The following is a 21,875-nucleotide window of genomic DNA, read 5'->3' on the forward strand; positions in this document are numbered from 1 at the left end:
AGTCTGCCGTGACCCAATTGCTGGTACGTTATTCGCGAATCCTCGAAATCATCGGCGATATCGTCAAGGTTCATGTGCCCGAGCCGGAGGCCGGCGAGGTCTCCGAGATCGGCTATGGCGATCTGGCCCTGATCGAAAATACCAAAGATCCCTCCCAGCTGCCGTTTATGGCACAGGTGATCCGTATTGACGGTGACGAGGTGTCGCTGCAGCTGTTCTCCGGCACCAAGGGACTGTCGACCCAGGCCGGCATACGTTTTCTCGGTCACCCGATGCAGGTGACCTTCTCCCCCAATATTCTTGGCCGCAGTTTCTCCGGTTCCGGACGCCCCATCGATGGCGGCCCGGAGCTTTCACAGGAAGCGCGTATCGATATCGATGGCCCCACGGTCAACCCGGCGCGGCGTATTCTCGCGTCGCGGATGATCCGCACCAATGTGCCGATGATCGATGTGTTCAACTGTCTGGTGGAGAGCCAGAAAATCCCGATCTTCTCCGTGGCCGGTGAACCCTATAACCGCCTGCTGGCGCAGATTGGCGCCAACGCCGATGCCGATATCGTCGTGTTTGGCGGCATGGGGCTGATCTTCGATGACTACCACTTCTTCCGTCAGGCGTTCGAGGAAGCCGGGGTACTGGCGCGCACGGTGATGTTCGTGCACCAGGGTTCCGACCCGGTGGTGGAAGGCCTGCTGGTGCCGGATATGGCGTTGGCGGTGGCGGAGCGCTTCGCCGTCGAAGAGGGCAAGAAGGTACTGGTACTGCTCACCGATATGACCGCCTATGCCGATGCGCTTAAAGAGGTGGGTATCTCCATGGAGCACGTGCCTTCAAACCGGGGTTATATCGGTGACCTCTACTCACAGCTGGCGCGGCGTTACGAGAAAGCCTGTGACTACAAGGGCGCGGGCTCGGTGACCATCCTGTCGGTCACCACCATGCCCGGCGATGATGTTACCCATCCGGTACCGGATAACACCGGCTATATCACCGAGGGGCAGTTCTACCTGCATGATGGCGTTATTGACCCGTTTGGCTCCCTGTCGCGCCTGAAACAGCATGTGATCGGCAAGGTGACCCGCGAGGATCACAGCCAGATCATGAACACCATGGTGCGTTTCTATGCCGCTGCCCAGGATGCGGAGCAGAAGCAGGCGATGTCGTTCGAACTGACCGAATACGATGAACGCCTGCTCAAGTTTGGTGGCCTGTTCCGTGAACGCTTCATGGATATCCGCGTCACCCTGCCGCTGGAGGAGGCGCTGGATCTCTGCTGGCAGACGCTGGCGGAGTGTTTCGAAGCCAAGGAACTGCTGATGAAGGACGCACTGGTCAGCAAGTATTTCCCTCAGCCCGGCCAGTCCAGGGTCGCACGGACGGCACAGGAGTAAACCGTGGCAAAGCTGGCGCTGAACAAGAGTTCACTGCACAGGGAAACCAGCCGGCTGAAGGCGTTTCGTCAGTTTGTGCCGGCGCTGGATCTGAAGCGCAAGCAGATACTGGCGGCCCGGCAGAGCAGCCGCCGCGCGCTTAACGAGACCCGCGGCAAGCTGGATGAGATTCTGCGCCAGGTACGTGAGCAGCTGCCGATGCTGGCGCAGAGCAAGCTCGACCTGCGCGCGCTGGTTCGTCTGGAGAAGGTGCAGGTACGCCAGGTGAATCTGGTCGGTATCGAGCTGCCGGAGATCGAGCAGGTCAGCATCCAGCGACAGCAGCACTCCCGCCTGGCCATGCCGGCCTGGGTCGACACCGCCTGTGAGCTGATCGAGCAGCGGCTGCGCCTGGAAGTGGCGTGCCGCGTGGAGCAGCAGCGCCTTGAGTGTCTGGAAATCGCGCTGCGCAAGACCACCCAGCGTCTGAATCTGTTCGACAAGGTGCTGATTCCCCGCACCGAAACCCATATCCGTCGCATCCGCATCGCCCTGTCTGATGCCGAGCGAGCCGGCGTGGTACGCGCCAAGATCGCCAAGGGCAAACGTGTGAGGGCCGCCTCATGAGTATCCGGCCACTGTTCAAGGTCACACTGATCGGCATGCTCGAAGAGAAGGCCCGGGCGCTGGATGCGCTGCAGAGCCTGGGGCTGGTGCATATCGTTCCGCTGGCCTCGCGGCCGCCGGAAAAGCCACCGCAGGATCTGGGGGTGACACCGGAGCAGCTGCGCCTGGCGCTGCATTACCTGGCCAGCTGCCCTAACAAGCGGCGCCAGGTGGTCACCGAGCGCCATTTCGACCTGGTTGAGGTGGTCCATCACGTGCTGGAGAAGCGCCATCGCCGCCTGAAGCTGGAAGAGCAGCGGGATGCACTGGTGAAGCGGATCCGCGATCTGACGCCCTGGGGCAGTTTTGAACTGCCGGGCGAGCAGGGGCTCTATGGCCAGCTGCTCTGGTTCTACCTGGTGCCGAACTACCGCATGAAAGAGGTGGAGAAGGCCAACCTGGTCTGGAGCCAGGTGCATCGCGACAACCGTCATACCTATGTGGCCGTGATCGCTGAGGAAGAGCCGCGCACCAACCAGATGCCGGTGCCGCGCACCCATACCGGTTCCATTCCGCTGACGACACTGGAGCATCAGCTGCAGGATATCGAGATCGAGCTGGAGCTGCTCGATGGCGAGCGAGAGGCGGATACGCGCTGGCTCTACCTGCTGCAGCGCTCCTTGGCCGGTAACGCCGACGCCGCTGAGCGCGCCGAAGTGGCGGACCAGACCCTGGACCGTGACGGTGTGTTTGCGATTCAGGGCTGGGTTGATACCGCGAGGGAAGAGGAACTGACCGCCTTTGCCGAGCGCAACGGGCTGGCGCTGCTGCTACACCAGCCGACGGACGATGAACTGCCACCGACCCTGCTGGATAACCCGGCTGCGCTTTCCGGCGGTGAAGATGTGGTGCGTTTTTATCAGATGCCCGGCTATCGCGCCTGGGACCCGTCACGGGTTGTGTTCTTCTCCTTTGCCACCTTCTTCGCGCTGATCCTGTCCGATGCCGGCTATGCGCTGATGCTGGCGCTGGTGCTCGGGTTCTACTGGAAGCGGATGGGCGAGAGTGACGCCGGACAGCGGCTGCGCATCCTCGGCTCCACGCTGGCGCTGTTCTCGCTGGTCTACGGCGTACTGGTGGGCAGCTACTTCGGCGCCGGGCCACCCCTGGGGTGGCTGGAGAGCGTCAAGGTGCTGGATGTGAACGACTTCAACAGCATGATGAACCTGTCGATCTTCGTGGGTGCGGCGCATCTGGTTATCGCCAATGGAATCAACGCCTGGCGCCTGCGAGGACGGCTGCCCGCTTTTGCCAGCGGTGGCTGGATACTGGTGATTATCGCTGGTCTGATGCTCTGGCAACTGGGCGGTTCGGCACCGATCTATGCTCTCGGCGGCACCGGGCTGCTGCTGGTGTTCGCCTGTTCCAGTGAGCGCAAGGGGCGTGATGGCAAAACCCTGGCGCTGCGCGTATTTGATGGTCTACTGGCGCTGACCGGTCTCTCCTCCATGTTCGGTGATGTGCTCAGTTACCTGCGCCTGTTTGCGCTGGGGCTGGCCAGTGCCTCGCTGGCGCTGACCTTTAATCAGCTGGCGAGCGAGGTGGCCGCCGCGCTGCCCGGTATGGGGGTGCTGCTGGAGGTGCTGATCCTGATCGTCGGTCATCTGCTGAATTTTGTTCTGGCGGTGGTCAGTGGGGTTATCCATGGCCTGCGCCTGAACCTTATCGAGTTCTACAACTGGAGCCTTTCCGATGAAGGCTATCTGTTCCAACCCTTTGCCAAGCGGGAGGTTAACCCTTGGATAACCTGATTATTGCCCTGGGATGGGCGGGGCTTTACGGGCCGATGGCCCTGGGTGCTATCGGCAGTATTATCGGCTGCGCGCTGGCAGGGCAGGCGGCCTGCGGGGCGCTGCTGGAAACGGAAACCGGACACGGGCGTTATGTCGGCATCGCCGCCATGCCCTCGTCGCAGACGATCTACGGCATCGTGGTGATGTTCTCGCTGAACCGTGAGGTCAGCATCGACAACGCGCCGGGGCTGTTTGCGGTGGGTATTCTGGCCGGTATGGCGCTGCTGTTCAGTGCGGTACGCCAGGGGCAGTGCTGCGCCTCGGCGATCAACGTCTCCAAGATCAAGCCGGAGATCTTCGGCATGTCGGTGGCGCCCGCCGCGATTGTTGAGGGTTTTGCGGTGTTCGCCTTTATCTTCGCCCTGGTGATCAGCGCCGGTATCCCGGCCTGAGGGAGGCGTTATGAGCGAGATGGAAAAATCCCACGCTGCCTCCGGCGTTGAAGCGCTGATCGATAGGCTGCGACTCCAGGGGGTCGAGAAGGGGCAGGAGGAAGCGGCCCAGCTGATCGAAGAAGCGCAGCACCGCGCCGACTGGCTGATAGAACAGGCGGAGCAGGAAGCGAAGCAGATTCGTGACAAGGCGAAGGCTGATGCCGAACGTCTGCGCAAGGGGGGCGAGGATGCGCTGAAAATCGCCGCCCGCGATGTGCAGCTGCAGCTGCGCGAAGCCCTGGGCCGGGTGTTCGCCGACCGGGTGCGTATCCTGGTAAACGAGCAACTGGACGACGCCGAATTCATGCAGTTGCTGCTGCGCGAGGTGGTCTGCACGGTGCGGGAAAACGCCGAGCTGGAAAGCAAGCCGGTGGAAGTGCTGCTGCCGGCCCAGTTTGTCGGTATCGATGAGCTGCGCCGCAATCCCAACGCCTACCGTGAGGGCAAGTTGAGTAACTTCGTTCAGCAGTTGCTGGCGGAGCAGCTGCGTGAGGGTGTCAGCTTCGATATCGGCGACCAACGCGGCCTGGTGCTGAGGTTCGAGGGCGAGGATGCCGAAATGGATTTGAGTGACCGGGCGCTGGCCGAGCTGCTGCTGCGCCATCTGCAGCCGCGCTTCAGGGCGCTGCTGGAGGGAGTGATCCGCTAGATGTCCTCCTATTACACGCTGATACCGTCCCTGCCTGCGCTGGCGCCGCTGCACAAGCTGCAGGAGCTGCCCTGTTCCACGCTAAAGCTTGAGCAGCGACTGACCATGCTCAGCGATGCGGAAAGGGATCAGCTGGATCGCGCCCTGCGCCTTTGTCAGCGCGAGCGTGCCGGGGATGAGGCGTACTCCGACAGCGATGAGGTAAGTCACTGGCAGCAGGAACTGGCGGCCATCAAGGATCCGCTGGTGACCGAGCTGGTCGCTGATTATCTCGAGTCACGCACCCTGGTGGCGGCGCTGCGTTATCGCCTGGCGGGGCAGAGCAGTGGCGGCGACTTTAAGGGGTTTGGTCCCCGGGTCTGGTTGATCCAGCGTAACTGGCAGCTGCCGCTGTTTGGACTGGAGCACCAGTTCCCCTGGCTGGTCCGTGCCCGGGAAGCGCTGGAGGCTGGCGAGGGGCGGGTGCTGGAAACGCTGCTGCTTGAGCGGTTCTGGACCCGGCTCTGGCGTACCGAGCAGACCCAGCATTTCAGCTTTGCCGCCATTGTTGCCTACCGGCTGCGCTGGGCGCTGTCGGAGTACCGGCTGCGCTGGGACCAGACGGCGGCCGTAGATTATTTCGATCGCTGGGCGGAGGCTGCCCTGGATGAATTCAGTCTCGAACCCGATCCGATTTCGACAGGGAGTGAAGCATGAGCGATGCCGTGCAGGTAAGTGCCCGCGTCAGTGCAGTGCACGACGACATAGTGACCATCCGGCTGTTGAAGGATGAGGACGGCAACTTCTACCCGATCATCAAGAACGAGGTGGTACTGGTCTGCCCGCAGCGCACCAACAGCGAGTTTCAGGAGAAGCTTCAGGCCGAGGTGCTGCGTGTGCGCTACGGCGAGGCGGATGTGCAGGTATTTGAAAACACCCGCGGCGTTGCCGTGGGCGATGCGGTGGAGCAGACCGGCGAAATGCTCTCCGTGGCATTGGGGCCGGGCCTGCTGGGTCAGGTTTACGACGGCCTGCAGAATCCTCTGGAGCTGATCGCCGGGCAGCAGGGCTTTTTCCTGCCGCGCGGTTATGCTGTGGATGGCATCGACGCCCAGCAGCACTGGTCGTTCCAGCCCAAGGTGAAGATCGGCTCCACTGTGCGTGCCGGCGACCTGCTCGGTACGGTGCAGGAGGGGCGCTTCGAGCACCGTATCCTGGCGCCGTTCAACCTGCGCGGACAGGCGGAGGTCACCTGGGTGCAGGAGGGCAGCTTCACCGTCACCACGCCGGTGCTGCGACTCAGCGATGAGGCCGGGCGTGAGCGCGAAGTGACCATGCAGCAGAGCTGGCCGGTGCGGATTCCGGTCAACCGTGACCTGCTGCGGGAAGGCTACAGCGAGCGGCTGTTTCCCGATAAGCCTTTGCAGACCAGTATCCGCCTGATCGATACCTTCTTCCCGGTGGCGCGCGGCGGTACCGCCTGTATCCCGGGGCCGTTCGGTGCCGGCAAAACCGTGCTGCAGAGCCTGATTTCGCGCTATTCCGATGTGGATATCGTCGTGATTGTCGCCTGTGGCGAGCGCGCCGGTGAGGTGGTCGAAACCATTACCGAGTTCCCCAATACGCCAGACCCGCGGGGCGGCACGCTGATGGATCGCACCGTGATTATCTGTAACACCTCGTCGATGCCAGTGGCGGCCCGTGAGGCGTCGATCTATACCGGTATCACCATCAGCGAGTACTACCGCCAGATGGGCTACAACGTGCTGCTGATCGCCGATTCCACCTCCCGCTGGGCCCAGGCGATGCGCGAGACCTCCGGCCGGCTGGAGGAGATTCCGGGTGAAGAGGCGTTCCCGGCCTACCTGGAATCCTCGATCCGCGCGCTCTATGAACGCGCCGGTGTGGTGAAGACCAACGACGGCCGTGAAGGCAGTCTGACATTGATCGGCACCGTATCGCCGGCGGGCGGTAACTTTGAGGAGCCTGTAACCCAGGCGACGCTGCGTACGGTGAAAACCTTCCTCGGTCTCAGTGCCGATCGCGCCTACAAACGTGCCTATCCGGCGGTGGACCCGCTGATCTCCTGGTCACGTTATCTGGATCAGCTCAGTCCCTGGTTCGAGAATGAGCTGGAACCGGGCTGGACCGAACGCGTGCACGGGCTGCTTAAGCTGCTGAAACAGGGCGAGGCAGTGCAGCAGATGATGGAGGTGACCGGCGAAGAGGGGGTAACCCTGGAGGATTATCTGACCTGGCAGAAGGCCAACTGCCTGGATCAGGTTTATCTGCAGCAGGACGCCTTCGATCCGGTGGACGTGTCGACGCCACTGGCGCGGCAGCAGGTGCTGCTTAGCCTGATGCTGAAGTGCCTCAACGAGCTGCCAGCGTTGGAAGATAAGGCGGCCGCCCGTGAGTATTTTGTCACCCTGACCGGCCTGCTGAAAAACCTCAACTACAGCCGCATGGACAGCCCGGATTACCGTCACTACCTGCAGGAGATCGAAAACCTGCGCGGTGGTCAGCAGTCAGCGGCTTAAGGCTCTCGATTCACATTCAGGCTTCGGCTTTGACAATACCCAGCGCGTCGGCGATCTCGTCGGCGCGTTGTTCTATCCACTCCGGCTGGATCGGACCCCAGTCGCTGATCAGGTAATGTCCCTGGTTGTTGCGCCCGCCCTCCTGCTGTTCGAAGCGGCAATCGATACCGATATCGTCCACGGACTTGAGCGTGTCCTGCAGCGTGCGTCGCGGCATGCCGGTGGCTTTCTGCAAACTGCCTAGATTGTGCTGCTCGCGGCTGATCAGCCAGCAGAGGTAGAGCTTGCGGTGGAAGGCCAGGGAGGCCTTGCTGTCGTTCACTGGAGTGGCCAATAGTGGCTCCGGTAATGAGGGCGGGCGCTGGTGAGGCGGTCCGCGTTAAATCGGTTGTTGCGTCGGCAGCCCGGCTGCCAGGCGGGATAGTCCCGGTTGCGGCAGGGACAGCGGTTGTAGAGCTGATCCTACCCGGAACTCGGGCGAAATTCAGCCGTGCAGCGATTGAAGCTCTGCAGCGGCTCGCCGCAGACAAAATCAGCGGCCCGGTCTCAGTCGTGAACCCGGGCGGTGTTGAAGCGGTTGTTGTCTATCTCCACATGGCGCAGCGGGAACTTCTGCTGCTTGCGGTCTTCGAAATAGAGGCGCAGCACGTTGCGGATCGTCTCGAAGGCGAGTTCATCCCAGGGGATCTCCTCTTCACTGAACAGGGCCACTTCCAGTGACTCTTCAGAAGGTCCGTAGTCGGGGCTCGGCATCTTGGCCAGGTAGATCATCTGTACCTGGTTGACGTGCATGATCGATGTCAGCGTATAGAGCGAATGGATCTCCACCTCGGTACAGGCCTCTTCCAGGGTTTCCCGTCTGGCGGCGTCTTCGGTGGACTCACCGTTCTCCATGAAACCGGCCGGCAGGGTCCAGTAGCCGAGACGCGGTTCGATGGCACGCCTGCACAGCAGTACCCGGTCGCCATAGACCGGCAGGCAGCCGGCGATGATGCGGGGGTTGTGGTAGTGAATGGTGCCACAGGCGGGGCAGATGTGGCGCTCGCGGTTGTCGCCCGGTGGAACGCCTCGTTCAACGCTCTCACCGCATTCGCTGCAGTATTTCATGGTGTTCCCACTCAGGTTGCAAGGCCCCAATTTTAGGCAATCTGGCGGCAAGTCGATAGGCCCTGTTGCCAGCTTCACGTGTCCCTCTGCGGCACCGGTATGTCCGGCTCCGGCGCGGCTAACCCCGGCTAACAAGTCGCGGAGGTGGCGTGGTCGGGGTAATATTAAGAAAATTCAGAGGAGGCGAGTATGCTGGAGCAGTTAACTGAGCGGCTTGCCCTGCACAGACCCTGGCGTATTCGTGCGCCCGGTAGCGAAGCGGGTGTGCTGGTGGCGCTGACGGAGAGTGATGATCCGGAGGTGGTGCTGACGCTGCGCTCGCAAAGGCTGTCCACCCATCGTGGCGAGGTGGCGTTTCCGGGCGGCAAGCGTGACCCGGGCGATGCGGATCTGCTCGCGACGGCGCTGCGGGAGGCCAATGAAGAGATCGGCCTGAAACCCTCAGATGTGCGTGTGATAGGCCCGCTTGGTCAGCTCGTTTCCAAGCATCGGTTGACGGTGATGCCCTGGGTCGGGATCATTCCGGCTGAAACTGCGCTGGTTGCCAATCCCGACGAGATCGACAGCATCTTCCGCGTACCGCTGCGGTTCTTTATCGAAGAAAAGACGCTGCGTACCGACGAGATTCCGTTTCGCGGCAAGACCCACTATGTCCCGGCCTGGGAATATGAGGGTGCGGTTATCTGGGGCCTGACCGCTTATGTGCTGGTTGAGCTGCTGAATATAGGTTTTGATGCCGGGCTGCCGATGCGGCCCAGGCCTGAACATCTGGAGATGGAAAATGAGTGAGGTCAGTCGAGGGCCGGCGGTGCGCAGCCCCTGTATCGGCGTCTGCATGCTGGATAATGATGATCTCTGTACCGCCTGTCGCCGCAGCGGTCTGGAGATCGCCGACTGGGGTGCCATGAGCGATGACGAGAAACGCCAGGTCTGGGCGCTGATCCGCCGGCGCGAGGCCGGCGAGCGGGGGATCTGAGTTTACCCTGCGACTATCACTGCGACTCGCCCGAACGCTTGTGGATGCGCACGGTCTTGACCCGGTTATCGCTGATCTGCAGAGTTTCGAAATGATAGTTACCAAGGCGCAGGCAGACGTTGGCGTCCGGCAGTGACTCCAGCGTCTCGGTAATCAAACCGTTCAGCGTTTTCGGACCATCTGTCGGCAGGTCCCACTGCAGCGCCTTGTTGATCTCGCGGATGTAGGCAGTACCGTCGATAAAGTAGCTGCCATCCTCCTGCGGATGGATCTCCTGGTTCATCTCGGCGTTATCGGATGAGAGCTCGCCGACAATCTCCTCAAGAATATCCTCCAGCGTCACTATTCCTTCGATATCACCGTATTCATCGACGACGATGCCGATGCGCCGGCTGTGCTTCTGGAAATTCAGCAGCTGGGTCTGCAGCGGCGTGCTCTCGGGGATGAAGTAGGGTTCATGCACGACCTGCATGATGGCGGCCTTGTTGACCCGTCCCTGCTGGATCAGCTGAGCCAGGTTACGCATGTGCAGGACGCCGATAACCTGGTTGATATCGCCCTGGTAGACCGGCAGGCGGGTATGCTTGGTGTTGGACAGCTGCAGCAGGATCTGCTCCATATCCAGTTCCAGGTCGATCCCCTCCACCTCGCTGCGCGGGATCATAATGTCGTTGACGGTCACATCGCCAAGCTCCAGTACACCGAGCAGCATCGACTGGTTGCGCTGCGGGATCAGTGAACCGGCCTCGTTGACCAGGGTGCGCAGCTCCTCGGTGCTTAGATGTTCATTGTTGCTGCCGGAGATGCGGATGCCGAGCAGACGCAGAAAACCGTTGGTGATGCAGTTGACGATCCAGACCAGCGGGTAAAGCAGTTTCAGCATCGGCCGCAGCAGGTAGGCGGCCGGGAAGGCGATCTTCTCCGGGTGCAGGGCGGCGACGGTTTTCGGCGATACCTCCGCAAAAATCAGGATGACCAGCGTCAGGCCGGCGGTGGCGATGGCGATACCGGCATCGCCCCAGATGCGCACGGCGATCACGGTGGCAATGGCTGAGGCCAGAATGTTGACGAAGTTGTTGCCGATGAGAATCAGGCCGATCAGTCGGTCCGGACGTTCCAGCAGACTGCTCGCCTGGCGGGCTCCCCGGTGGTGGTTCTTGACCAGATGGCGCAGCCGATAGCGGTTCAGCGACATCATGCCGGTTTCGGAGCTGGAGAAGAACGCAGAACAGAAGATGAGCAGAACCAGAATAATAAGTAACGAGCTTATCGACGCGTCGTCCAAAGCGGTGAAACCTCAGCCTGAAAAAGGAAACGCCATTGTCTGGTCAGCCGGGTACCCTGTCAAGGCGTCCGGTTTTACCCTTTTAGCAGCATCTCGACCACGATTTTGGAGCCGAAAAATGCCAGCATCAGCAGGATAAAACCGCCGAGGGTCCAGCGCACGGCGGTCTGGCTGCGCCAGCCGAGCAGGGCGCGTCCCGCCAGCAGTATGGCATAGACCAGCCAGGCCACGATCGAGAGGATGGTTTTGTGCGCCAGGTGCTGCGCAAACAGGTCTTCCACGAACAGAAAACCGGTGATCAGTGCGGTGCTGAGCAGGATAAAGCCGCACCAGAGCATCTCGAACAGCAGGCGCTCCATGATCTGCAGGGGCGGCAGTGAGTGCAGCAGGCCGCGTGTGTGATGCTGTTTCAGCAGTTTTTCCTGGCGCGACAGCACCAGGGCATGCAGCGCGGCCAGCGTAAAGATGCTGTAGGCAAGCAGTGACAACAATATATGCACCACCAGACCACCGGAATAAAGACGGTGGTCGCCGGTATCGGGGGCGAAAGCGGCCAGTGCGGCGGTAATTGCGGCCATCGGAAAGGCGCCGATAAACAGATTATCCAGTTTCTGGCGCAGGCTGCTGGCGAGGAGGATACCCACAACTACCCAGGCGATCAGCGAGCCGACGCGAAAGGTGCCCAGGTCGATGCCTTCGGGGTAGTGGAGTAGCGCATACACGGCATAGCCATGAAAGATGAAGGCGCCCAGTCCCAGCAGGCGAATCAAACGGCCGCTGTAACTGTCGGGAGAGCTGAGCCGCTGCCACTGCAACCAGGCAGCGCCCAAATAGGCTGTGATCGCGATCAAGGTGGCAACGAACAGCATTCAACTCCTCCCTAAGGAACCGATAGACCGGAGCAGCGGAAAGATTAAAAAAACTAAACAGAACGGGCGCGCCGGCTAAGCGCGCTAGTGTGTCACAAATGCCCAGACAGGGAAATACGGCCCCTGACAGGAATGCTGGCCTGGCGGGTGCCTACCGGGCGGGTGCTCCTGTATAATGCCGGCCAAAACAGTCGGGTGCTGCTGTACCTGGACCGGGCTACTTATCTATGGGCAGGCAGTGTTGAGATGCCGCCCGAGGCAGAGGTTTTTCATGTTCGACAATCTGACAGAACGGCTAACGCAAACACTGCGCGGCGTAACCGGTCAGGCGAAACTGACCGAAGACAATATCAAGGGTACGCTGCGGGAAGTGCGTATGGCGCTGCTCGAAGCGGACGTGGCGCTTCCTGTCGTCAAAGAGTTCATCAATGGCGTCAAGGAGCGCGCCGTTGGCCAGGAAGTCAGCAAGAGTCTGAGCCCGGGCCAGGCCTTTGTGAAGATCGTCAACGAAGAGCTGGTCAAGGTGATGGGCGAGTCGAACGAGGAGCTGAACCTGTCGGCTACGCCACCTGCCGTGGTGATGATGGCGGGTCTTCAGGGTGCCGGTAAGACCACCTCCGTTGGCAAGCTGGCCCGCTTCCTGAAAGAGCGCAAGAAGAAAAAGGTGCTGGTGGTCTCTGCCGATATCTACCGCCCGGCGGCGATTCGTCAGCTGGAAACCCTGGCTGGCGAAGTCGGTGTTGAATTCTTCCCCTCCACGGAAGATCAGGATCCGGTGGATATCGCCAACGGCGCAATAAACCATGCCCGCATCCAGCATCATGACGTGGTGATCCTTGATACCGCCGGTCGTCTGCATGTCGATACCAACATGATGGACGAGATCAAGCGGCTGAACGACGCGGTCAAACCGGTTGAAACGCTGTTCGTGGTCGATTCCATGACCGGTCAGGACGCCGCCAACACCGCGCGGGCGTTCAGCGAAGTGCTGCCGCTCACCGGTGTGATACTGACCAAGACCGATGGTGATGCCCGTGGTGGTGCCGCGCTGTCGGTGCGTCATATCACCGGTAAGCCGATCAAGTTCCTCGGTATCGGTGAAAAAAGCGATGCGCTTGAGCCTTTCCATCCCGACCGTGTAGCGTCCCGCATCCTTGGCATGGGCGACGTGATGTCGCTGATCGAGGAAGCCGAGCGCAAAATCGATAAGCAGAAAGCGGAAAAGTTCGCCAAGAAAGTCACCAAGGGCAAGGGCTTTGACCTGGAAGACTTCCGCGAGCAGCTGCAGCAGATGAAAAGCATGGGCGGCATGATGTCGATGCTGGAAAAACTGCCGGGCATGGGGCAGATGGCTCAGGCGGCCCAGGGCGCCCAGGCTGAAAAAGGCCTGATGCAGATGGAAGTGATCATCAACTCGATGACGCCGAAAGAGCGCCGCAATCCGGATATCATCAGCGGCTCCCGAAAGCGCCGCATCGCCCAGGGCTCCGGTACCCAGATTCAGGACGTCAACCGCCTGCTCAAACAGCACAAGCAGATGGCGAAAATGATGAAGAAATTTGGCTCCAAGGGCGGCATGGCCAAGATGGCGCGTGGCATGAAAGGTATGCTGCCCCCGGGTATGGGCGGTGGCGGTGGCTTCCCGCGTATGTAACGCGGCTGCCAGTCAATCGAGTGCTGGCTAAAAACTGCACGAAACAGCTTTTATCGGGCGGTGTATTCGCGTAGAATCACCGCCCTGATTTTTGTCAGCCCTGGGTTCGCGCTCTGGGCTGGTAGGTAAGGCCCTTTCGTCAAACGTCGAGAGTTTGTCGGAAGGTAACAATCACGATGGGCGATCTCAAAACCCATCCCGCGAAATAAAGGGGTCCAGCGCATGGTCACTATTCGTTTGTCTCGTGGTGGCGCTAAAAAGCGTCCGTTCTATCAGATTACTGTTGCCGATTCACGCTTCGCGCGTGACAGCCGCTTTATTGAGCGGGTCGGTTTCTTCAACCCGATCGCTCGCGGTCAGGAAGAGAAGCTGCGCGTCAACCTGGAACGTGTTGACTACTGGATCGGCAAAGGCGCTCAGCCTTCTGAGCGTGTAGCTCAGCTGATCAAAGAAGCACGTAAAGCAGCACAGTAAGTAGTAAAGGTTGACGGGCAGGCCAGTTGGGATGAGTGAATATCGCGAAGAGGACGTAGTTGTTCTTGGACGTTTCACCGCCACCTATGGTGTACAGGGTTGGATCAAGGTCTACTCCTACACCGAACCGATGGAAAACATCCTGACCTACACGCCATGGCTGGTACGCAAGAACGGTGTATGGACCGAACTTAAGCGCATCGGCGGCAAAAAGCATGGCAAGGGCCTGATTGCCCGGCTGGACGGTATAGACGCACCGGAGAAGGCGAGAGTCTTCACCAACGAAGAGATAGCAGTACCGAAAAAGGTGCTGCCGGATCTGAAACCGGGCGAATACTACTGGAGCCAGTTGGAAAACCTGTTGGTATATACCGAATCCGGCGAGTTGCTGGGTCGGGTGGATCATCTGATGGAAACCGGCGCCAATGACGTGCTGGTGGTGAAAGGCACCAAAGAGAGCATCGATCGCGAAGAGCGTCTGCTGCCCTGGTTGCCGGATCAGGTGGTCAAAGAGATTGATCTGGATTCAGGCATTATGCGGGTCGATTGGGACCCGGAGTTCTGAATCGTGTGGTTCGGGATCGTATCCCTGTTCCCGGAAATGTTCGAAGCGGTCACCCGCTACGGCGTTACCGGACGAGCAGTGCGCAATGAACTGATCAGTGTTGAGTGCTGGAATCCGCGTGACTTCACGCATGACCGGCACCGCACCGTGGACGACCGCCCCTACGGCGGAGGTCCCGGCATGCTGATGAAGGTTCAGCCACTGCGTGATGCGATCCAGGCGGCGAAAGCTGCCGCGGGTGACGACGCCCGGGTGATCTATCTTTCCCCTCAGGGGCGAAAACTGGATCAGACCGGTGTCGCTGAGCTGGCAAAGGCGCAGAAGCTGATTCTGGTAGCGGGTCGCTACGAAGGAATCGACGAACGCCTGATCCAGTCGGAAGTCGACGAAGAGTGGTCTCTTGGCGATTTCGTTCTCAGCGGTGGCGAGTTGCCGGCGATGGTGATGGTGGATGCGGTTGCGCGTCTGGTGCCGGGGGTACTCGGTCACAGCGACTCGGCCGTGGAGGACTCCTTCTACGAAGGCCTGCTCGACTGCCCTCACTATACGCGGCCGGAAGCGCTCGATGGTATGCAGGTACCGGATGTTTTGCTCAGCGGTAATCACGAGCAGATCCGGCGCTGGCGGCTCAAGCAGCAGCTTGGGCGTACCTGGTCGCGACGCCCGGACCTGATTGAACAGATTGAACTGGACCCGGAACAGCAGGCGCTGTTAAGCGAATATATCCGCGAGGCCAAAGGGCGGGCGGGTGAAAATTAGGAGCGAGCGATGAGCAGCAAAAACAAAATCATTCAGCAGATCGAAGCTGAACAGACTGGTAAAGAAGTACCGGCGTTTGCACCGGGCGATACCGTAGTCATCCAGGTACGTGTAGTAGAGGGCAACCGTAGCCGTCTGCAGGCGTTCGAAGGCGTTGTAATCGGCAAGCGTAACCGCGGCCTGAACTCTGCTTTCACCGTACGTAAAATCTCCCACGGTGTGGGCGTTGAACGTACCTTCCAGACCTACAGCCCGGTTGTAGAAGGTATCGAAGTCAAGCGTCGTGGTGACGTGCGTCAGGCTAAACTGTACTACCTGCGTGAGCGCAGTGGTAAGTCTGCACGTATCAAGGAAAAGCTGGGCTAAGCGATTTCTATCGCATCAGCTTCCGGGAAGGGCGGCCTTAGGGTCGCCCTTTTTGTTGATATAAACCTACAAAAAACGTTATTTTTGCATGGGTTATTAAACCCGGCCCCGACATGGTTTAGGCTTGGGTAAGGCCTCAGCCCAGGGTGGTTACAGGGACTGGGTCGCCTTTTTGGTCGGCCGGACATAGAATCTGCCGGACAGGGAAAAAAACAAAAGGAGTGGCAGATGCGCAAGCTCGCCATGCGGTTCTTCATACTGGTACTGCTGCTGGCTTTGGTCCTTGGTGGTGCCTACGGCTTTTACTGGTACCAGGTGAAATCCTTCGTTGATGACCTGTCTGCTCAGGTCAGTGGCCAGGCGCAGATCGAGTACAGCGCCATTTACGCTGATCCTCGTGGCGAGGTTGGTGTGGACGGTGTCAGCATCACCCTGAAACAGGATGGCACACGCATTCCGGTGGAATCGATACGGGTGCGCTCCGATGATCCCTTCTTCTTTTTCAATCCCCGTGGACGTATAGAGTCCGGTGACTGGCCGGCGCAGCTGAACCTCTATGTCAAACAGGCGCAGCTGAGTCTTAACAGCGGCCTCGTGAAAACGCTTGAACAGCAGGCAGCGAACGCGGCCGAGATGAATCCGCTTGCCGTCAGCCCTGATGCTCTGGCCTGCGGTGATGTGCAGCAGCTGGATGTGGCTGCGATGCGTGAGATGGGGTATTCACGCATTACGTCCGACTTTGTGCTCGGGTTTGATGTGGATCGCTATAACCAGCGCATCAGTATCAATACCGATTTTTCTGCCAATGGTATGGGCAGTTCCACCGCCGAGATCGAGTTTTCGGTGGTCAGTGATGATCTGGCTCCAGCCCGCCTGCTTGCCGCGAACCCGCGTCTGCGTAAGCTGGAAGTCAGCTATACGGACGGTGGTTACAACGTACGCCGCAACCGTTTCTGTGCCGAGCAGGCCGGCGTCGATGTCGAAACCTATCGCGCCGAGCATCAACGTCTAATGGAGCAGTGGCTGCTGTCGGTAGGTGTGGATCTTCCTGAGCTGTTGTGGGATATCTACAGCGGCATTAATGAGCCCGGAGGCCGTTTCACACTGACCATGCGCCCGCCCGGTGGTCTCGGTGCCGAGGTGATGGCCGCAATGGGCGCACCGGCGCAGCTGATCGAACGTCTCAATATCGCGGTTCGCCTGAATGGTCAGCCGGTGGCGATCAACAGCATCGACTGGGCCGGTATTCAGGTTGACCCGGTTCCGCTGCCCTCTGCGGGCGGGGACGGAGACGCGGGAGAAGGCGAAGCCGGGCAGGTCGCTGATGCAGCGGACGCGCCGGAAGCGGAGTCCGCACCCGGTGAGAGTGAAGAGCCCTCCGAAACGGTCGCGCAAGATACAGAAGCCGATGAGGATGACCTGTTCCGCGGCATGCCCCAGCGGGAGCCCGAGCCTGAACCCAAGCGTTACCGTGAGACAGCACTGGCCCAGCTTGGTGGACTGGCGGGCCTGCCGGTTCGTGTGAGAACCGACCTCGGTAACAAGTTCGAGGGTAAGATCGTTGAGGTGCAGGGCGGCAGTACATTGCTGATTGAACAGCGGGTCGACCGGGGTGTGATCACCTATCCGCTGGAGTTCAGTCAGATCCGCTCCGCTGAGGTTTATCATTGAAACCAGATCGACGTCGGCGGGCCAGGTTGCCCGCCGAACCAGATCAAGCGGTTATCGCACAGTATCTCGATCATCTCTGGCTTGAGCGTGGTCTCAGCGATAACACCCGTTTTTCCTACGAAAGAGATCTTAACCATTTCGCCTGCTGGCTGAACGAACGGAAGCTGGCGCTGCAGGAGGTGGTGCGTGAGGATCTGCAGCGCCACCTTCACTGGCGTATCGAGCAGCAGCTCAGACCAAGCTCCACCTCCCGTCTGCTTTCAACCCTACGCGGTTTCTACCGCTTTCTGCTGCGTGAACAGCAGATCGACGTCGACCCGACGCTCAATATCGACAGCCCCAAACGTGGCCGCCCGCTGCCGAAAACCCTGACCGAAGCCGATGTGGAAGCGCTGCTGGCAGCGCCTGATACCGGCACGGCGCTGGGTTTGCGCGACCGTACGATGCTGGAACTTCTGTACGCCTGTGGACTGCGTGTCTCCGAGCTGGTGGCGTTGCGTCTCGATGAGCTGAACCGGCGCATGGGGGTGATGCGGGTGATTGGCAAGGGTGACAAAGAACGGATGCTGCCAGTTGGTGACGAGGCGTTGAGCTGGCTGACGCGCTACCTGCGTGATGCCCGGCCGGAACTTGGTGACGATCCGCGCGTCGAAGAGCTGTTCCTGAGTCAGCGTGGGCAGGCGATGACACGACAGACGTTCTGGCACAGGATCAAGCGGTATGCGCTTGAGAGTGGTATCGACAAACCCCTGTCGCCCCATGTGCTGCGTCACGCCTTTGCAACCCATCTGCTGAATCATGGCGCGGATCTGCGCGTGGTGCAGATGCTGCTTGGTCATGCCAGCCTGTCGACCACGCAGATCTATACCCATATCGCGACGGCACGTCTGCAGGCGCTGCATCGCGAGCACCATCCCCGGGGATGATGCAGGCGCCGGCAGGGCGGCAGTGGTAGACTGGCCGAAAGCATTTTTTAATTTTCCAGGAGGTAGCATGCGAGCGTTAATAGCCGCGATGGTGATGATGTTTGTGGCGCAGGGCGCTCAGGCTGCGGACGAGGCCAGCGATAAAATCGCGGAGCGGATCAAAAGCGTGGACAGCCGGCTCAGTGTTGAATCGGTGACACCCACCCCGATGGATGGTCTGTTCGAGGTCGTGCTGGGCAGCGGTGAGGTGCTCTATACCGACAGCGAGGGCGGATATGTGCTCTCCGGTGAGCTTTACCAGCTGGTGGATGGTCAAGGCCTGGTTAACCTGACCGAGCAGCGGATGCAGAAGGTCCGTGTCGATGCGCTGGCCGAGATAGCTCCGCAGCAGCGTGTAATTTTTCCGGCCAAGGGTGAGCGCAAGGGGCATATCCAGGTGTTCACCGATGTGGATTGCGTCTACTGCCGCCGACTTCACTCCGAGATGGCCGAGCTGAACGAGCTGGGTATCCAGGTGGACTACCTGGCCTTTCCCCGTGGCGGTGAGCGTTCGGCAGCAGCGGCGAAGATGAGCGCGATCTGGTGTGCCGAGCCTGGTGAAGCGCGCCGGGAGCTGATGAACCGTGCCAAGGCGGGAGAGAACCTGGATCCGGTGGATTGCGAGAATCCTGTACTGGACCAGTTTCACCTGGGACAGCAGTTGGGTGTGACCGGTACGCCGGCGCTGATCCTGGATGATGGTCGCCTGCTGCCGGGTTATCTGCCGGCGGAGCGCCTGAAACAGATACTCAATATCTGACGTCTGAACGTTTCGGTGTCCGGGCGGGTGCGTGCTGCGTACCCGCCTTTTTTGTGCCTGATATGAACAGTTATCCACTCAGTAAATGGATGCAGGCTGGCTGGGTTTGCTATACTGAGGCCCATTTTTTCGCCCGCAAGAAGTCGCGCTCCTTCGCCGTATTGGTCACCACGCCTGTGGGGCACTGTAGCGAATGGGCTAACGGGTTGTTTTGACAAGTAAAGCGAGGTGTTGTTTGAAACCGGTAAAAGTAGGTATCTGTGGTCTGGGCACCGTCGGTGGCGGTACTTTCAATGTACTCATGCGTAATGCTGAAGAGATTGCGCGTCGTGCCGGACGTAAAATTATTGTTGAGCAGATTGGCACGCGGCGTGAGAACCCCGCTTGCGATACCACCGGTATTCAGATTACCAACGACATTTTCGCTGTTGCCACCAATCCTGAGATCGATATCGTCATCGAACTGATCGGCGGCTATGAGACCGCCCGTGATCTGGTGCTGACAGCGATTGAGAACGGCAAACACGTGGTGACTGCCAACAAGGCGCTGATCGCTGTGCATGGTAACGAGATTTTCGCGGCCGCCCAGGATAAGAACGTCATGGTGGCGTTCGAAGCGTCCGTGGCCGGCGGTATCCCGATCATCAAGGCGATCCGTGAAGGTCTGGCGGCCAACCAGATCAACTGGCTGGCCGGCATCATCAACGGCACCGGTAACTACATCATGACCGAAATGCGTGAAAAAGGCCGCGCGTTCGATGATGTCCTGGCCGAAGCCCAGGAGCTCGGTTACGCCGAAGCCGATCCCACCTTCGACGTGGAAGGGATCGATGCCGCGCACAAGCTGACCATCCTGGCGTCGATCGCCTACGGCGTGCCGCTGCAGTTCGACAAGGCCTACACCGAGGGGATCAGCAAGATCACCACCGAAGATGTGCAGTACGCCGAAGAGCTCGGATACCGTATCAAGCATCTCGGTCTGAGTCGTCGTACCCAGCGCGGCATTGAGCTGCGCGTGCATCCGACCCTGATCCCGCAGTCTACCCTGCTGGCCAATGTGAATGGCGTGATGAACGCAATCCTGGTTGATGGCGATGCCGTCGGCCAGACCCTGTACTACGGCAGCGGTGCCGGTGCTGAACCGACCGCTTCTGCGGTGGTGGCCGATGTTGTCGATGTGGTGCGTACCCTGACCGCCGACCGTGACAACCGCGTACCGCACCTGGCGTTCCAGCCGGGCCAGCTGTCCGAGCTGCCGATGCTGCCGGTGGACGATGTGGTGACCGGTTACTACCTGCGTCTGCAGGCGGTGGAGCGTCCGGGTGTGCTGGCCCACGTCACCCGTATCCTGGGTGAAAAGGGTATCAACATCGAGGCGATCATCCAGAAACAGACCCGCGAGGCGCAGGTGCCGGTGATCATGATGACCCAGCGCGTGGCCGAAAGCACCATGAACGAAGCGATCCGCGAGATCGAAGCGCTGCCGGATATCCTCGGCGAAGTGGTACGTATCCGCGTCGAACATCTGGCAGATTGAGGTTAGAAAACGATGAAATATATCTCCACCCGCGGTCAGGCACCCAAGCTTGAGTTTGCCGATGTGCTGCTGGCTGGACTCGCCAGCGATGGCGGTCTGTACGTCCCGGAACAGCTGCCGACCTTCTCCCAGGAGGAGATCGCCTCCTGGGCTGGTCTCTCCTATGCCGATCTCGCGTTCAAGGTGATCAAGCCGTTCGTCGACACCTGCATCAAGGATGACGACCTGAAACGGATGATCGATGAGACCTACGCCGGTTTCAATCACTCCGCCGTGGCGCCGCTGAAAGAGCTGGGTACCAACGAGTGGGTGCTGGAGCTGTTCCACGGCCCGACCCTGGCGTTCAAAGACTTCGCCCTGCAGCTGCTGGGCCGTCTGATGGATCATGTGCTGGCCGAGCGTGGCGAGCGTCTGGTGATCATGGGTGCCACCTCCGGCGATACCGGCTCTGCCGCCATCGAAGGCTGCCGTCACTCTGAGCACCTGGATATCTTTATCCTGCATCCGCACAACCGGGTGTCCGAGGTGCAGCGCCGCCAGATGACCACGATTCTGGCCGATAACGTGTTCAACATCGCGCTGGAAGGTAACTTCGATGACTGTCAGCAGATGGTCAAGGACAGCTTTGCCGATCAGGCCTTCCTGAAGGGGCTGAAGCTGGGCGCCGTGAACTCGATCAACTGGGCGCGGATCATGGCCCAGATCGTGTACTACTTCTCTGCATCCCTCGCCGTGGGCGGGCCGCACCGCCCGGTAGCGTTCTCCGTTCCGACCGGCAACTTTGGTGATATCTTCGCCGGTTACCTGGCCAAACAGATGGGTCTGCCGATCCAGCAACTGGTGGTGGCCACCAACCGCAACGACATTCTGCACCGCGTCATCAGCGGCAACGACATGTCCAAGGGCGAGCTGGTGCACACTCTGTCACCGTCCATGGATATCATGGTCAGCTCCAACTTCGAACGTCTGCTGTTTGATGTCTACGACCGTGACGGCGCTGCCATCAGCGAGCTGATGGACCGCTTCAAGAAAGAGCCGGTCAAGCTGGATGCAGCGCGCTGGGAGAAGGTGCGCGAGCTGTTCGACAGCGCCTGTGCCGATGATGAAACCACCTGTCAGACCATTGCCGACGTGCACGCCGAGACCGGCTACCTGCTCGATCCGCACACCGCCATCGGCGTCAAGGCGGCTCGTGAGTGCTGGCGCGACAAGTCGGTGCCGATGATCACCCTGGCCACCGCGCACCCGGTCAAGTTCCCGGAACCGGTAATCAAGGCGGGCCTGGAAGGGCCGCAGCTGCCGGAGCATCTATCTGACCTGTTTGAGCGCGAAGAGCGTCTCGACGTGATCGACAATGACATCAGCGCCGTGCAGTCGTTTATCGCCTCGCACGTTCATCGCGACTGATTGCTACAAGGCCCGGACCGCCCGGGCCTTCTCTTCTTAATCCCGCCTC

Annotated in this window: 23 protein-coding genes; 19 read left to right on the forward strand and 4 right to left on the reverse strand. The window is 60.2% G+C overall.

Annotation, left to right across the window (positions count from 1 at the left end; genetic code table 11):
- Positions 1 to 8 precede the first annotated feature (8 nt).
- The 7 genes from ACQUQP_RS03515 to ACQUQP_RS03545 are packed head-to-tail and all read left to right on the forward strand — an operon-like array spanning position 9 to position 7,431.
- A complete protein-coding gene (locus ACQUQP_RS03515; RefSeq protein WP_432697432.1) occupies positions 9 to 1,391 on the forward strand; it encodes a V-type ATP synthase subunit B in 1,383 nt (460 codons plus the stop codon).
- Positions 1,392 to 1,394: 3 nt separating this feature from the next.
- Positions 1,395 to 1,997, forward strand: coding sequence for a V-type ATP synthase subunit D (locus ACQUQP_RS03520; protein ID WP_432697433.1), 603 nt, complete (start codon positions 1,395 to 1,397; stop codon positions 1,995 to 1,997).
- Positions 1,994 to 3,787 carry a V-type ATP synthase subunit I gene (locus ACQUQP_RS03525; protein ID WP_432697434.1) on the forward strand — a complete coding sequence of 598 codons (1,794 nt, stop codon included), beginning with the start codon at positions 1,994 to 1,996 and terminating at the stop codon, positions 3,785 to 3,787. The genes ACQUQP_RS03520 and ACQUQP_RS03525 overlap by 4 nt, the downstream gene beginning before the upstream one ends.
- Positions 3,775 to 4,221, forward strand: a complete 447-nt coding sequence (locus tag ACQUQP_RS03530) for an ATP synthase subunit C (RefSeq protein WP_432697435.1) — start codon at positions 3,775 to 3,777, stop codon at positions 4,219 to 4,221. Before ACQUQP_RS03525 ends, ACQUQP_RS03530 begins: the two co-directional genes overlap by 13 nt.
- Before the next feature lie 10 nt (positions 4,222 to 4,231).
- Positions 4,232 to 4,912 (forward strand): ATPase, encoded by a 681-nt coding sequence (locus ACQUQP_RS03535; protein ID WP_432697436.1) that lies wholly within the window; start codon positions 4,232 to 4,234, stop codon positions 4,910 to 4,912.
- On the forward strand, positions 4,913 to 5,608 hold the full coding sequence (locus ACQUQP_RS03540; RefSeq protein ID WP_432697437.1) for a hypothetical protein: 696 nt from the start codon (positions 4,913 to 4,915) through the stop codon (positions 5,606 to 5,608).
- The gene (locus tag ACQUQP_RS03545; RefSeq protein ID WP_432697438.1) at positions 5,605 to 7,431 is read left to right on the forward strand and encodes a V-type ATP synthase subunit A; all 1,827 of its coding nucleotides are present in this window, start codon (positions 5,605 to 5,607) and stop codon (positions 7,429 to 7,431) included. Before ACQUQP_RS03540 ends, ACQUQP_RS03545 begins: the two co-directional genes overlap by 4 nt.
- 16 nt (positions 7,432 to 7,447) lie before the next feature.
- Here ACQUQP_RS03545 and ACQUQP_RS03550 read toward each other — a convergent pair whose 3' ends face one another.
- Together ACQUQP_RS03550 and ACQUQP_RS03555 are read right to left on the reverse strand one after the other, a co-directional pair.
- Positions 7,448 to 7,765, reverse strand: a complete 318-nt coding sequence (locus tag ACQUQP_RS03550; protein ID WP_432697439.1) for a winged helix-turn-helix domain-containing protein — start codon at positions 7,763 to 7,765, stop codon at positions 7,448 to 7,450.
- 212 nt (positions 7,766 to 7,977) lie between these two features.
- On the reverse strand, positions 7,978 to 8,538 hold the full coding sequence (locus ACQUQP_RS03555) for an NUDIX hydrolase (RefSeq protein ID WP_432697440.1): 561 nt from the start codon (positions 8,536 to 8,538) through the stop codon (positions 7,978 to 7,980).
- A gap of 189 nt (positions 8,539 to 8,727) precedes the next feature.
- Here ACQUQP_RS03555 and ACQUQP_RS03560 point away from each other — a divergent pair, with 189 nt between their 5' ends.
- The gene (locus tag ACQUQP_RS03560) at positions 8,728 to 9,327 is read left to right on the forward strand and encodes a CoA pyrophosphatase (protein WP_432697441.1); all 600 of its coding nucleotides are present in this window, start codon (positions 8,728 to 8,730) and stop codon (positions 9,325 to 9,327) included.
- A complete protein-coding gene (locus ACQUQP_RS03565) occupies positions 9,320 to 9,514 on the forward strand; it encodes a DUF1289 domain-containing protein (RefSeq protein WP_432697442.1) in 195 nt (64 codons plus the stop codon). Before ACQUQP_RS03560 ends, ACQUQP_RS03565 begins: the two co-directional genes overlap by 8 nt.
- A 16-nt stretch (positions 9,515 to 9,530) precedes the next feature.
- On the opposite strand, the gene ACQUQP_RS03570 is transcribed toward ACQUQP_RS03565, so the two are convergent.
- Together ACQUQP_RS03570 and ACQUQP_RS03575 are read right to left on the reverse strand one after the other, a co-directional pair.
- A complete protein-coding gene (locus tag ACQUQP_RS03570; protein WP_432697443.1) occupies positions 9,531 to 10,799 on the reverse strand; it encodes an HlyC/CorC family transporter in 1,269 nt (422 codons plus the stop codon).
- Between the two features lie 74 nt (positions 10,800 to 10,873).
- Positions 10,874 to 11,668 (reverse strand): cytochrome C assembly family protein, encoded by a 795-nt coding sequence (locus tag ACQUQP_RS03575; RefSeq protein WP_432697444.1) that lies wholly within the window; start codon positions 11,666 to 11,668, stop codon positions 10,874 to 10,876.
- Between the two features lie 271 nt (positions 11,669 to 11,939).
- Here ACQUQP_RS03575 and ffh point away from each other — a divergent pair, with 271 nt between their 5' ends.
- From ffh to thrC, 10 genes are all read left to right on the forward strand, one after another.
- On the forward strand, positions 11,940 to 13,322 hold the full coding sequence (gene ffh / locus ACQUQP_RS03580) for a signal recognition particle protein (protein ID WP_432697445.1): 1,383 nt from the start codon (positions 11,940 to 11,942) through the stop codon (positions 13,320 to 13,322).
- Between the two features lie 222 nt (positions 13,323 to 13,544).
- Positions 13,545 to 13,796, forward strand: coding sequence for a 30S ribosomal protein S16 (gene rpsP / locus ACQUQP_RS03585; RefSeq protein ID WP_432697446.1), 252 nt, complete (start codon positions 13,545 to 13,547; stop codon positions 13,794 to 13,796).
- 31 nt (positions 13,797 to 13,827) lie between these two features.
- Positions 13,828 to 14,361, forward strand: coding sequence for a ribosome maturation factor RimM (gene rimM, locus ACQUQP_RS03590; protein ID WP_432697447.1), 534 nt, complete (start codon positions 13,828 to 13,830; stop codon positions 14,359 to 14,361).
- Positions 14,362 to 14,364: 3 nt separating this feature from the next.
- Positions 14,365 to 15,120: a tRNA (guanosine(37)-N1)-methyltransferase TrmD gene (gene trmD / locus ACQUQP_RS03595; protein ID WP_432697448.1), complete on the forward strand. Its 756-nt coding sequence runs from the start codon at positions 14,365 to 14,367 to the stop codon at positions 15,118 to 15,120.
- A 9-nt stretch (positions 15,121 to 15,129) separates the two neighbouring features.
- Positions 15,130 to 15,486, forward strand: a complete 357-nt coding sequence (rplS, locus tag ACQUQP_RS03600) for a 50S ribosomal protein L19 (RefSeq protein ID WP_432697449.1) — start codon at positions 15,130 to 15,132, stop codon at positions 15,484 to 15,486.
- A 228-nt stretch (positions 15,487 to 15,714) separates the two neighbouring features.
- Positions 15,715 to 17,157 carry a hypothetical protein gene (locus ACQUQP_RS03605; RefSeq protein ID WP_432697450.1) on the forward strand — a complete coding sequence of 481 codons (1,443 nt, stop codon included), beginning with the start codon at positions 15,715 to 15,717 and terminating at the stop codon, positions 17,155 to 17,157.
- A 26-nt stretch (positions 17,158 to 17,183) separates the two neighbouring features.
- On the forward strand, positions 17,184 to 18,083 hold the full coding sequence (gene xerD / locus ACQUQP_RS03610) for a site-specific tyrosine recombinase XerD (RefSeq protein ID WP_432697451.1): 900 nt from the start codon (positions 17,184 to 17,186) through the stop codon (positions 18,081 to 18,083).
- 67 nt (positions 18,084 to 18,150) lie between these two features.
- Positions 18,151 to 18,882, forward strand: coding sequence for a DsbC family protein (locus ACQUQP_RS03615; RefSeq protein WP_432697452.1), 732 nt, complete (start codon positions 18,151 to 18,153; stop codon positions 18,880 to 18,882).
- Between the two features lie 235 nt (positions 18,883 to 19,117).
- The gene (locus ACQUQP_RS03620; RefSeq protein ID WP_432697453.1) at positions 19,118 to 20,419 is read left to right on the forward strand and encodes a homoserine dehydrogenase; all 1,302 of its coding nucleotides are present in this window, start codon (positions 19,118 to 19,120) and stop codon (positions 20,417 to 20,419) included.
- 12 nt (positions 20,420 to 20,431) lie between these two features.
- Entirely contained in the window at positions 20,432 to 21,826 is a 1,395-nt protein-coding gene (gene thrC / locus ACQUQP_RS03625) for a threonine synthase (RefSeq protein WP_432697454.1), read from the forward strand.
- The last annotated feature ends 49 nt before the right edge of the window (positions 21,827 to 21,875 follow it).

Origin of the sequence: Marinobacterium sp. YM272, assembly GCF_050908845.1 — a bacterium.
Lineage (GTDB): Bacteria > Pseudomonadota > Gammaproteobacteria > Pseudomonadales > Balneatricaceae > Marinobacterium_D.